The sequence below is a fragment of the Shewanella algidipiscicola genome (assembly GCF_900380485.1).
Lineage (GTDB): Bacteria > Pseudomonadota > Gammaproteobacteria > Enterobacterales > Shewanellaceae > Shewanella > Shewanella algidipiscicola.
Genome location: NZ_OXJV01000012.1, coordinates 299,018 through 311,270, shown reverse-complemented (window position 1 = coordinate 311,270; position 12,253 = coordinate 299,018). Strand labels below are relative to the sequence as shown.

The window sequence follows — 12,253 nt, the reverse complement described above, 5'->3', positions numbered from 1 at the left end:
TGCCTTAGGCGTTTTAGAGGAGTGTACTCACTTGAGGCACCCGGCCACACTAGAGCGAAAAGTTCGCTATGGTTTTTTGGATCCCAACCACATCGGTGCCTTTTTTGAGCTCTTTGACCAGTGGATCTTTTTGTCCAGAGATCCACAGCTTCAATTCGGCATCCATATCAAAGGTTCCGGCAGTTTCCACTTGAAAGTGAGTTATGGCCTTATAAGGCACAGAGTGATAACTGACCTTTTTCCCTGTTACCCCTTGCTTATCAATCAAAATGAGGCGCTTATTGGTAAATACAAACATATCGCGCATCACGCGATAGGCCAAAGCCAGCTGCTCATTGTCGCCCATAATGGGGCCTAGATCGGCCGCCAACTCCTGTAAATCAACCTCTGAAGCATTGCCCATTAGCGCATCTAACAGTCCCATGATCTTTTCCTTAAGTCAGTGAATGTGGCGCTTAGAGACGCCTATACTTGCCGATTGGCACCGACCACCATCATTTCACACTTAGGGCAGTCAAATACCAGTTTTAGCACATCCTTGCCGATCTCCAAAATCATAGGGTCGGCCTTAATGCCAGGCACCTCTTTGGGGCAAAGGTTAAAGTTAAAGCGTAAGCAGTGTTTAGTCACCATCAAGGGCGCATCATCACTGATGCCATTTTTCTCGTAGGTATCTTCAATCTCAATCACCCCGTGACGGGTATAAAACGCCTTGGCTTGCTCATTAGCCACATTGCCCATAAAGCTCAAGTGCTTTACAGGGTAAACTGCATCTTGGTTATATTTCCACGCTTTAGGACGCTGATAACTGTCGATACGAGCCTGCTCAAGGGCGGCAACCGTGTCACGGCGCAGACCATTTAATACCGAGGCTGGCATAAACCAAGGGCTGGCGGTGTCGATAGTGATTTGACGTGCATTAAAGTCGGTGCTGCCGAGTTTTGATAGCTGTTTACGCACATTTTGCAGGGCCTTGTCGGGATCGCTAGCCGGCGTCTTCTCCATAGGCAATGCCACACTGGCGCTGATGCCATATTGATCCGTCATGGTTAAAGCTATGCCATCATGGGTGTCGGCTAACATCATATCGACGTTAATAATGCGCTTAGACGACTCTTTAGCCAGCAGCGTTTCGAACGCCTGATCGTGGTTTCGATATAAGGTTGCGCCCACTTTAAGGTCGCCCGGTACGGCAATCACATACAGTTTATCGCCGTCGGCGCGATTGACTCGCAGCCCTTGTAGTTTATCGTCTGACTGTTTGGCTTTTTCATAATTGGGCGGGAAATAACACAGACCGTCGCCATTATTAAACCCATGGGTCGAGCGCACTTGGATATAGTCTTTACCCAGCGCCACCACGCTACCGACCTCTTCACCAATATATTTGGGCGAACGGAAATCACTCACCCCTTGGCTGCGGTCATTAACAAAGTAGTCGGTTCTGCCGCGGTTAAAGGTTTTTTCGGTATTAGGGGTAAAGCTATGTTCACAGCGGCCATGGCTTGAGGCAGCAAACTCGGGGCGACGCGCGATAATTTTATCGAGTTCTTGCCGATAATGAGCGGTAACGTTTTTAACGTAACTTAAGTCTTTTAAGCGCCCTTCGATTTTAAATGAGCGAATACCGGCATCGATAAGCGCTTCTAAATTATCGGTTTGATTATTATCTTTTAAAGACAATAGGTGTTCATTTTGTGCCAGCACCTCACCTTGACGGGTCTTTAGATCGCCAGGCAAACGACACATCTGAGAACATTCGCCTCGGTTAGCGCTGCGATTACTAAAGGCATGACTTAGATTACACAGGCCGCTATAGGCCACGCATAAGGCGCCGTGAATAAAAAATTCCAGCTGCATATTGGTATTGGCGGCCACCTGGCGAATTTGGCTTAATCCAAGTTCTCGCGCTAACACCACCTGCGAAAACCCCACCTGTTCGAGAAACGCCACTTTCTCTGGATTACGGTTATCCATTTGCGTGCTGGCATGCAGGGCGATAGGCGGAATGTCGAGCTGCAATATGCCCATATCTTGCACGATAAGCGCATCGGCGCCGGCTTCATACACCTGCCATATCAACTTTTCGGCCGCTTTTAGCTCATCATCCATCAAGATGGTATTGATGGCGACAAACACCTGCGCATGGTATTGGTGAGCAAACTGACATAAACGGGCAATATCTTCGACGCTATTACCCGCAGTTGCACGCGCCCCAAAGGCTGGACCACCGATATACACCGCATCGGCACCATGACGAATAGCTTCAATACCAAAATCAGCATTTTTAGCGGGAGCCAATAGCTCTAGGCGGTTTGAGCGGGTCACAACAGGGGCTGGTGACGGGCTATCGGGGGTAAAAATCTCAGGCTTATCCATGGGGCGTTACTCAATCAGGTCGCTGCTTCATAAAAATTAGGCCGCGATTATAACAGACACGGCTAACATAGCACGGTCAAGCGTAGTCGATTTTAGGCGTTTTTTGCACTGTCCGCTCAAGCCGCAGATGCCCAGTACCCTAGTAGCAAGCCGTTAGCGCTTATCTGTCAAAGGAAAAAGGACTTCAATGTGAGAGGCCTTGCGACCGTCAGTCTTAACCGCTGATGGGGCAATAAAACGCTGATAGCAGATAAAAAGGTGCGCAGGCTGTAGACCGAGGCACCTTAAAGATGGGAAATAGCATTTAGTTAAAGGAGTGCAGGAGGCTTAAATCAGACCAAAGAAACCTTAACCGCGCAGGGAAAAATCTATTAGCCCTTGGCTAATCTGGCCTGTAATTTTTGGTTTTCCGCTTCAATATGTTTATAAAAATCACAATCATCCAATTGAGAGGCCGCCGCTTCATCGAGCACCAACATGGCATTACGGTGCAGTTGCAGGGCTGAAGCCGGACACGATGCACTCAATGCGCCCTCAACCGTCGCCTTAATCGCCGCGGCTTTATTGGCGCCCGTCGCGAGCAACAGCACTTTTTTCGCGTCTAATATGGTGCCTATCCCCATGGTGATCGACAGATGGGGCTGATATTCATCGGCTGAGAAAAATCGGGCATTATCTTCAATCGTCGCCTTGGTGAGGGTTTTAACTCGCGTGCGCGACATTAAGCCCGATGAGGGCTCATTAAAACCGATATGGCCATTACGCCCTATGCCGAGCAGCTGGATATCGATGCCACCCGCTTGGGTTATCTGGCGCTCATAGCGCTCGCAGGCCTCAATCGGATCGCTAGCATCACCCGGCGGCACAAAGGTGCGCTGCTTATCGATATCGATATGGTCAAACAACTGCTGATCCATAAAGTAGCGATAGCTTTGTTTATGCTGACCATCGAGCCCTAAATACTCATCTAAGTTAAAGCTGGTCGCCTGGGCAAACGAGACATCGCCCACTTGATTAGCACCAATCAATAAACGGTATAAAGCCAGCGGCGTCGAGCCCGTAGCCAACCCCAACACAGAGCTTGGCTTGCGTCTTAGTTGTTGAATAAAAATATTGGCGCCATATGACGCGACATCGTCACTGTTGTTTAAAATCACAATTTGCATAATCTAGACTCGCCTAAACCTGATCCGTAAAAATGACTGACTCGGCCACACCTACCCACCACTGCCCCAAAAAACCAGTTAATCAGCCTTCGCGCGCAACATCAATCACCACCTTTTGATAACATGACTATAACCAACAATGACAGCGTTGTCATTAGTAATCCTCTTCTGGAACGAGTATCATAGCTCCCGTAGATCAAACAGCATCTTTAGCATAGGCAGGCACCTTGGTATCGCAGTTGCCAATAGAGCCAAAACAACCCGCTAATACTATGAAAATATTAACTATGTGACCTTGATTTGGGTTATATAGCCTCAGTTTTTTATACAGGTTATTTATGTCCAAACCTCATACCGCCATCAACGATATCAGTGATATGGCTCATTTGCCGTCAGCGCAAGACTTTAAAATTTTCAAACCTTATGGCTACCTGAGCCAATTTGTACCCGAGCGGCGCAAAAGCAAAAAACTTCTCGGTGAGTTAGCCGGTTTCCCCGCAGGGATCATGGCGATTGGTCGGTTAGATCACGACTCGGAAGGCTTACTGCTGCTCACCACCGACGGTATGACTAGCCACTTGGTTCGCAGTAAACAGATTGAAAAAGAGTATTACGTACAGGTAGATGGAGAGATAGACGCCAAGGCCGTTGCTGAGCTATGTCAGGGGGTTAGCATAGGTATTAAGGGTGAACAATATCAGACTCTACCTTGTAAGGTTAAGCTGCTTGATGAGCCACCAGCGCTCCCGGAGCGAGGCAAAAAAATTCGCGATCCGCGCCATGGGCCAACCCGCTGGTTGTCCATTACCTTGACCGAAGGCAAGAATCGCCAAATCCGAAAAATGACTGCCGCGGTGGGGTTTCCCACCTTGCGCCTAGTGCGAATGCGCATTGGTTCAATTTATCTGGGCGACATGCGAGTCGGTGAAGTGCAATCCCTTGGCCCATTAGCCTCACAACTGGACACCTATACCGAGAGTCCGCGCTAATTATCGCTATGCCACTGACTAAGTGAGCCGACTGTGAGCCGATAAACTGAAACGCTAACCATACTGGCTTCACTTGCAGCGATAAGACGAATTTTGGCCGTAAAAAAACCAGCCCGAGGGCTGGTTTTTTTATTCCTAGCAGTGCATTAGCCTTGTGGGCGCATCGCTGGGAATAAGATCACGTCACGAATCGTGTGCGTGTTGGTAAACAGCATCACCAAACGGTCGATACCAATACCTTGACCTGCCGTTGGTGGCAAACCGTGCTCTAGCGCGGTGATGTAATCGGCATCATAGAACATGGCTTCATCATCGCCAGCATCTTTAGCGTCAACCTGAGCCTTAAAGCGGCTATCTTGATCTTCGGCATCATTAAGCTCTGAGAAGCCATTAGCCACTTCGCGGCCACCGATGAAGAATTCAAAGCGGTCGGTGATGAAATGGTTGTCATCGTTACGACGCGCCAGAGGTGAGATATCCGCTGGGTAACCGGTAATAAAGGTCGGTTGCATCAGCTTAGGCTCTGCGGTTTCACCGAAAATTTCTTCCAGTAGTTGACCACAAGTCCAGAACTTCTCAATCGTCATGCCTAGGCTCTTAGCGAGGTTACGCATAAACTCAAGATCTTTGACCTCTTCATAGGTCATCGACTGAATAGTGGCGTTGTCTGGATTGTACTTTTTAATCGCATCTAGCATGCTAAGGCGCTCGTAAGGGCCACCAAAGTCAACTGTGTGCTCACCGTAAGGCAGTTTAGCTGACCCACAAAGTTCAACCGCAATCGAGCTCAACATCTCTTCGGTCAGATCCATCAGATCGTTATAATCGGCATACGCCATATAGAATTCCATCATGGTGAATTCTGGGTTATGACGTGGCGACAGACCTTCGTTACGGAAGTTACGGTTGATTTCGAACACTCGCTCAAAGCCACCGACCACTAAACGCTTAAGGTAAAGTTCTGGTGCGATACGCAAATACATTTCGATATCGAGCGCATTATGATGAGTCACAAATGGACGCGCCGACGCACCACCAGGGATGCTGTGCATCATTGGGGTTTCAACTTCCATAAACTCTTTTTTCACCATGAAGTTACGAATAGCGGTAACCACTTTCGAGCGCATGATGAAGGCATTACGAGAGTCTTCGTTAACGATAAGGTCAACATAACGTTGGCGGTAACGCGTCTCTTGGTCTGTCAGGCCGTGGAACTTCTCAGGTAGTGGACGCAGTGCCTTAGTCAGCAGTTGGTACTGCTCCATATTGACATACAGATCGCCTTTACCCGACAGGTGCAACTGACCGGTGACACCGATAATGTCGCCGATATCTAGCCCTTGATACTTAGCTTTAAGCTCTTTTTGAACATCTTTACCGGCGTAAGCCTGAATGCGACCACTGACATCTTGGATCACCAAGAATGGACCACGCTTGGCCATGATACGCCCAGCAATCGAGCGCTGCACATTCATGCCCTCAAGCTCTTCTTTGCTGTAGTGACCATATTCGGCCTGAATATCTGCCGCTTTATGTTTACGATCGAAGTTATTTGGGTGACCGTTAGCAGGGCAAGTTGCGCGGATGTGCTCTAACTTGGCACGGCGCTCTGCAATTAACTTGTTTTCGTCTTGGGTTTGTTCAGTCATCTTCTTCTCTCGTTAAAGGCCAGATTTAAGGCTAGCTTCAATAAACTTATCCAGATCGCCATCGAGGACGCTCTGAGTATTTCGATTTTCTACACCGGTACGCAGATCTTTAATACGTGCATCATCGAGCACGTAAGAGCGGATCTGGCTACCCCAGCCGATATCCGATTTAGCATCTTCGGCGGCTTGTTTATCGGCATTCTGTTTAAGCATCTCTAGCTCATACAGCTTTGCTTTTAACTGTTTCATCGCCGCATCACGGTTTTTATGTTGCGAGCGATCATTTTGACATTGCACCACGGTATTGGTGGGCAAATGAGTAATACGAATCGCCGACTCGGTCTTGTTAACGTGCTGACCACCCGCACCCGAGGCGCGGTAGGTGTCGATACGCAAGTCCGACGGATTGATGTCAATTTCAATGGAATCATCAATTTCTGGGTACACAAACACAGAACAGAATGAGGTGTGACGCTTACCCGACGAATCGAATGGCGACTTACGCACTAAACGGTGTACGCCCGTTTCGGTCCGCAGTGAACCAAAGGCGTATTCACCGGTAAATTTAATGGTGGCGCCCTTAATGCCAGCCACATCGCCGTCGGTCACTTCTATCAGCTCTGGCTTATAGCCCTTAGCTTCGCCCCAACGCAAATACATGCGCAGCACCATATTGGCCCAATCTTGCGCCTCGGTGCCGCCCGAACCCGATTGAATATCCAAGTAACAATTTGACGCATCATTTGGACCGGAGAACATGCGACGGAACTCAAGCTCTTCTAACCGTTTCTCAAGTTGTTGTAATTCCGTGGTTGCATCGTTGAAGGTCTCTTCATCGTCCTCTTCAACGGCCAGCTCAACCAAACCTTCGATATCTTCTAAGCCACTGTCCATATCATCGATCGTTTTGACGACCGCTTCTAGGGAGGCGCGCTCTTTACCTAAGGCCTGAGCATTCTCAGGATCGTTCCATACTTCAGAGCTCTCAAGCTCTCGACTGACTTCTTCTAGACGCTCACGCTTAGCATCGTAGTCAAAGATACCTCCGAAGAAGGTCGGTACGGTCAGCGAGTTCCTTGATTTTGAATTTTACTGGATTTACTTCAAACATGATTTAATCAACTTTTAGTCGGATTTATACACGGATAGAAAACCCGCTATTTTAACTGAATCACCCGCATTAGCCTAGGGGCGAATCCGATAGATTTGCGCTTATTTAATCCCTAAAGGCATTAGCCCGCAAATGACTAGTCTAACGCGCTACACTCAGGTTAGCGGGCACGCCTTGACACTTTGACCTAACGAGCCTCTTGCCCATGGCACACAGAGCAAGCAGATACCCGCTCGCACTTGGCCTGCACACGAACAACTATCGACAACCGACAGCCCATTCACCATGCGTTCAAGCAACGTTCAAAAAAACACTCACAACAACTGTCAAAAACATCATAGGCAAAACAGTGATACCACCAAGAAAAACCACCCACTTTGCAAGCCGTATCACACCAAGTTTTAATGCAAACGGCATCAGAGCACACTCTTAAAAGCTATTGCGATCTCACAGGCAGAACCAGCATAAATAGTCACTTCTAAGACCTGTCGACAAAACCCCTCTGGGTATACTCAAGCAAAATCTTATTCTCAAAAAAACGCGCTGACGCATGGCATTCATCTCGCGACACATTGCCGAGCATAGTCAACGATGCTAAAAAGGTCCCTATATGATAACGCTCAGTTTCGACGGTAAAACCGCTTATGCCTCTGCAGATGAAACCATACTGAGCTGTGCCCTCAATGCGGGCATAGCCATTCCTCATTTATGTTATCAAGGTGCCAGCCTCAGTGATGAGCAGGCGATGAACCAGCAAAGTTGTGGCCTGTGTTTTGTACAGACCCTCGACGCGCACGGCAATAGTGCAACCGTCAAAGCCTGTGAGACAAAAGTGAGCCACAACCTCAAGGTCATCACTCACTCCGCCGCCCTGAGTAAAATACGCCAAGCCTCACTTAAACAGCTACTGAACGATCATTATGCCGACTGCCAAGCGCCCTGCCAGCAAGCCTGCCCTGCAGGCGTGGATGTACAGTCTTACTTACTGCATATCGCTCAGGGCAATCATCGCCAAGCGGTAAAAATCATTAAAGATACCTTGCCACTGCCCTTGTCCATTGGCCGTGTCTGCCCCGCATTTTGTGAATCCGCTTGCCGCCGAGGTGAGTTAGACGAGCCGCTAGCCATTCGACAACTTAAACGCCACGCCGCCGATATTGACCTGCAAGGCGACAGCTATGTGCCCAGCAGGTTAGCGCCAACGGGCAAAAAGGTCGCCATCGTCGGCAGTGGTCCAGCAGGGATCAGTGCCGGCTTTTATCTGTCCAATGCCGGCCATGATGTCACCCTATTTGAAGCCATGCCGCAAGCGGGCGGCTGGCTAAGGTACGGTATTCCCGAATACCGCCTGCCCAAAGCCATACTGGATCAGGAGATAGCCTTGCTGTGTCAAAATGGCATGAAAATCCAAACCAATACCCGCTTAGGCCATGAGATCCACCTCAATGATTTACTCGCCACATTCGATGGAGTTTGCCTAGCCATTGGCGCGCAAAAAGCGGTGCCGATGAACTACCCAGGTAGCGAGCTTGATGGCTGCTATCTTGGGGTCGATTACCTTAAAGATCACTGCACCGATAAGCGCTACACCACAGGACAAAAAGTGGCGGTCATTGGGGGTGGCAACACAGCTATCGACTGCGCCCGCACCGCACTGCGTGAAGGCGCCGATGTCACTTTAGTGTATCGCCGTACTCGCGATGAGATGCCCGCAGAAGCCTATGAGATAGCCGAGGCCGAACATGAAGGTGTGCGCTTCTATTTTCTCACTAATCCCATTGAAAACCATGGCGATAGCCAAGGGCGCGTCAATGCCGTGACCTTTGAGAAAATGGCTCTAGGCGACGCCGATGCCTCTGGGCGACGCTCACCTAAAGCCACGGGTGAAACCTTTACTGAAGCGTTCGATACCGTGATCCCCGCCGTTTCGCAAACCCCAGACATGGCTTTTTTACAACACCCACAGAGTCAACTGAGCGTGGGCGAAGTGGCATTAACCCGCTGGAATACCTTCTCTGGCTGCGAGCACACCATGTCGGCGGGTATCGATAAATTATTTGTGCTCGGTGACTCTCGCACCGGCCCTGCAACGGCCGTGGCCGCGGTCGCCGATGGAAAAAAGGCCGCGATGGCCATGCAAAAACTGCTGGATGGCGGACTCACCTGCGAGCTAAACCCCAAGACGTTTAACTCACAAAAACGCAGCAAAGCGGCATTAGACTGGCGCCACTATCCTCAGCAATTACAGCAAAATAAGGCTAAGATGCCCGAGCTCGCCTTAAGCGACAGAGCAGATAACTTTGCAGAGATTGAATTGGGCTTTAGCAATGACGTCGCCATGGCGGAAGCGGCTCGCTGCCTCGAATGTGGCTGCCAAGTTAATACCGATTGCCGCCTAAGAGACTATGCCAGCGAGTATCGTATCAGCAGCCAAGACCTTGGCAATGAGCCCCGCGCTTTTGTCCCCGATAGCAGCAGCCCATTTATCCATTTCGATCCCAACCGTTGCATCAGTTGCGGCGCCTGCGTGGCCATGTGTCACCAGCAAGCGGGGCATCACGCCATCAGCTTTGAGCCTGACAGTTATCTGGCTCTGCCCCAAGGCAGCCAAACCCCATTGCGCAAAGCTCCCAGAGCCGGCTTTAGCGTCAGCATGGCCGACAGCGATTGCGTGCAGTGCGGCAATTGTGTTTCAGTATGCCCCACCGGCGCACTCACAGATGCACGTGACAAACGCCAAGGGCGCAACCTTAGCCACTCACAAACCTCGACGGTTTGTACCTATTGCGGCATAGGGTGCCGCATCACGCTGCATACCGACCCAGAAAGCCATACCATCACCGGGGTCAGCGGTGACACTAGCTCTCCTGTTAATGAGGGAATGCTTTGCGTTAAAGGACGATTTGGCTTCGATTTTGTTAACAGCCCAGAGCGCCTAACCATGCCGTTACTGCGTAAAGCGGGCGTTTTGGTCGAGGTCAGCTGGGAGGAGGCCATCAGCTTTATTGCCGATAAGCTTCAGCAGATAAAAACCCAACACGGCAGCGATGCCATAGCAGGGCTTGCGTCCGCTAAAGCCACTAACGAAGACAACTACCTGTTTCAAAAGTTGTTTAGAAGCGTAATTGGCACCAATAATATCGATCACTGCGCCCGTCTGTGCCACGCCTCAACGGTAACTGCCTTGCAAGACTCGCTGGGTAGCGGCGCCATGACCAATGATATCGCCTCTATCAAAGAGTCCGATCTGATTGTGATTTTGGGCTCAGACACCGAGTCGGCTCACCCCATTATCGCCTCAAAAATTAAACAGGCCATACAGCAACACGGTACACGTCTTGTGGTTATCGATCCCAAACGGGTCAGCATAGCCGATCACGCTCAGCTCTATCTTTGCCATCGCCCCGGCACCGATGTCATGCTATTAAATGCCCTGATGCAGCAGATAATCAGCCACAATTGGCACGACAGCGACTACATCAACCAAAGGGTCGATGGCTTTGACGCTCTGCAAGCCGAGGTGATGAAGCCAGACTACAGCCTTGAAAATGCAGCGCTTATCACCGGCGTCAGTGCAGCCGAAATACAGCAACTGGCGAAGATGATAGGCACGGCGAGCAAAACCGCCCTCTATTACGCCATGGGCGTGACCCAGCACACCTCGGGCCATGATAACGTTACCGCCATCGCCAATTTACAACTCTTGTGCGGCAACATAGGCATGGCGGGCGCGGGGATTAACCCCCTGCGCGGACAGAGCAATGTGCAAGGCGCCTGCGACATGGGCGCGCTGCCCAACTATATTACTGGCTATCAAAGGGTTGAAGATCCCAAGGTGCAGCAACTCTTTAAACAGGCGTGGCAACAACCGCAGTTGCCGAGCACTGTCGGTATCGCCGCCACCGAGATGATGCATGCGCTGGCACACGGCAAACTAACAGCCCTCTATGTGATGGGGGAAAATCCGGTACTGAGCGATCCTGATCAAGCCCATGTATTACAGGGGTTGGCCGCTGCCGAGTTGTTAGTGGTGCAAGATATCTTTATGACCGAAACGGCTCAGCTTGCCGATGTGGTACTGCCCGCGGCCAGTTTTGCCGAAAAACAAGGCCACTTTACCAATACCGAGCGCCGAGTTCAGCAACTGCAAGCGGCGGTGAACCCGCCTGGGCAAGCACGTTTAGACTGGCAGATAGTTCAAGCTATCGCCAATCAACTTGGCGCCCACTGGCATTACCAAGATGAGCCCCAAATTTGGCATGAGATAACCCAAGTTACGCCACAATATCGCGGCATACGTTGGCAAGATACCGCGGTTAACGGCCATGCTGGGCGCCACGGCATTCAGTGGCCTTGCCCGAGCGAAGGCCACCCAGGCACGCCTATTTTACACACAGAACAATTTACCCGAGGCAGGGCCATAATGAAGCCAGTTGGCTATCGCTTACCCGCCGAAATGCCCTGTGAGCACTATCCCTTTATTCTCTCGACTGGGCGCTTGCTCGAGCAGTTTCATACCGGCACCTTAACCCGTAAAACAGCAGGCCTCAATGAGCTGGGCAGCCCTAAGGTGATGATCTCGGCCTTCGATGCCGATAGGCTCCAGATAGCCAACGGCGACATGCTAATACTATCGACTCGACGTGGCAGTATTCGCATTGCCGCCTTCGTCACTAAGCGGGCGCAAGCAGGCGTGCTATTTTTACCGTTTCACTTTGCCGAAGCGGCGGCCAATAAACTGACTAATAATGTGTTAGATCCTGTGGCTAAAATCCCCGAGTTTAAGATTTGCGCTGTGAAGGTCGAAAAGGAAATTGAACTAGCCTAACATCGAAGACCTGCCCCAAACGGCTAGTAGCAAAAAGGCCACCCATAAATGGGTGGCCTTTTTGCTATGACACTGCAGGGACACTGCTGACATGTTTTATATTTACGACACCAAGCTGATTAGCATTTTTT

At 50.3% G+C, this 12,253-nt stretch carries 7 protein-coding genes; 2 read left to right on the top strand and 5 right to left on the bottom strand.

The features are described 5' to 3' along the window. Positions 1-49: 49 nt before the first annotated feature. From DN599_RS08820 to nagB, 3 genes are all read right to left on the bottom strand, one after another. Entirely contained in the window at positions 50-424 is a 375-nt protein-coding gene (locus DN599_RS08820; RefSeq protein WP_110457245.1) for a PH domain-containing protein, read from the bottom strand. A 41-nt stretch (positions 425-465) separates the two neighbouring features. Then, entirely contained in the window at positions 466-2,379 is a 1,914-nt protein-coding gene (locus DN599_RS08815; protein ID WP_110457244.1) for a peptidase U32 family protein, read from the bottom strand. A gap of 371 nt (positions 2,380-2,750) precedes the next feature. Beyond that, positions 2,751-3,545 carry a glucosamine-6-phosphate deaminase gene (nagB, locus tag DN599_RS08810; protein ID WP_110457243.1) on the bottom strand — a complete coding sequence of 265 codons (795 nt, stop codon included), beginning with the start codon at positions 3,543-3,545 and terminating at the stop codon, positions 2,751-2,753. 338 nt (positions 3,546-3,883) lie between these two features. On the opposite strand from nagB, the gene DN599_RS08805 reads away from it, so the two are divergent. Further along, the gene (locus DN599_RS08805) at positions 3,884-4,534 is read left to right on the top strand and encodes a pseudouridine synthase (RefSeq protein ID WP_110457242.1); all 651 of its coding nucleotides are present in this window, start codon (positions 3,884-3,886) and stop codon (positions 4,532-4,534) included. A gap of 146 nt (positions 4,535-4,680) precedes the next feature. Here DN599_RS08805 and lysS read toward each other — a convergent pair whose 3' ends face one another. Both lysS and prfB read right to left on the bottom strand, forming a co-directional pair. Then, positions 4,681-6,183, bottom strand: a complete 1,503-nt coding sequence (gene lysS, locus DN599_RS08800; RefSeq protein ID WP_110457241.1) for a lysine--tRNA ligase — start codon at positions 6,181-6,183, stop codon at positions 4,681-4,683. Between the two features lie 12 nt (positions 6,184-6,195). Then, positions 6,196-7,294 (bottom strand): peptide chain release factor 2 gene (gene prfB, locus DN599_RS08795; RefSeq protein WP_162599182.1). Its coding sequence is split into 2 segments (ribosomal slippage): positions 6,196-7,218 and positions 7,220-7,294, totalling 1,098 coding nucleotides; the frame shifts between segments, so codons are not numbered across the junction. Between the two features lie 610 nt (positions 7,295-7,904). Between prfB and fdhF the strand changes: the two genes are divergently transcribed. Next, the gene (fdhF, locus tag DN599_RS08790) at positions 7,905-12,122 is read left to right on the top strand and encodes a formate dehydrogenase subunit alpha (protein WP_110457239.1); all 4,218 of its coding nucleotides are present in this window, start codon (positions 7,905-7,907) and stop codon (positions 12,120-12,122) included. The last annotated feature ends 131 nt before the right edge of the window (positions 12,123-12,253 follow it).

Coding starts and splice junctions, on each gene's coding strand:
- DN599_RS08820 (WP_110457245.1), bottom strand. CDS start 424: ATGGGACTGTTAGATGCGCTAATGGGCAATGCTTCAGAGGTTGATTTA.
- DN599_RS08815 (WP_110457244.1), bottom strand. CDS start 2,379: ATGGATAAGCCTGAGATTTTTACCCCCGATAGCCCGTCACCAGCCCCT.
- nagB (WP_110457243.1), bottom strand. CDS start 3,545: ATGCAAATTGTGATTTTAAACAACAGTGACGATGTCGCGTCATATGGC.
- DN599_RS08805 (WP_110457242.1), top strand. CDS start 3,884: ATGTCCAAACCTCATACCGCCATCAACGATATCAGTGATATGGCTCAT.
- lysS (WP_110457241.1), bottom strand. CDS start 6,183: ATGACTGAACAAACCCAAGACGAAAACAAGTTAATTGCAGAGCGCCGT.
- fdhF (WP_110457239.1), top strand. CDS start 7,905: ATGATAACGCTCAGTTTCGACGGTAAAACCGCTTATGCCTCTGCAGAT.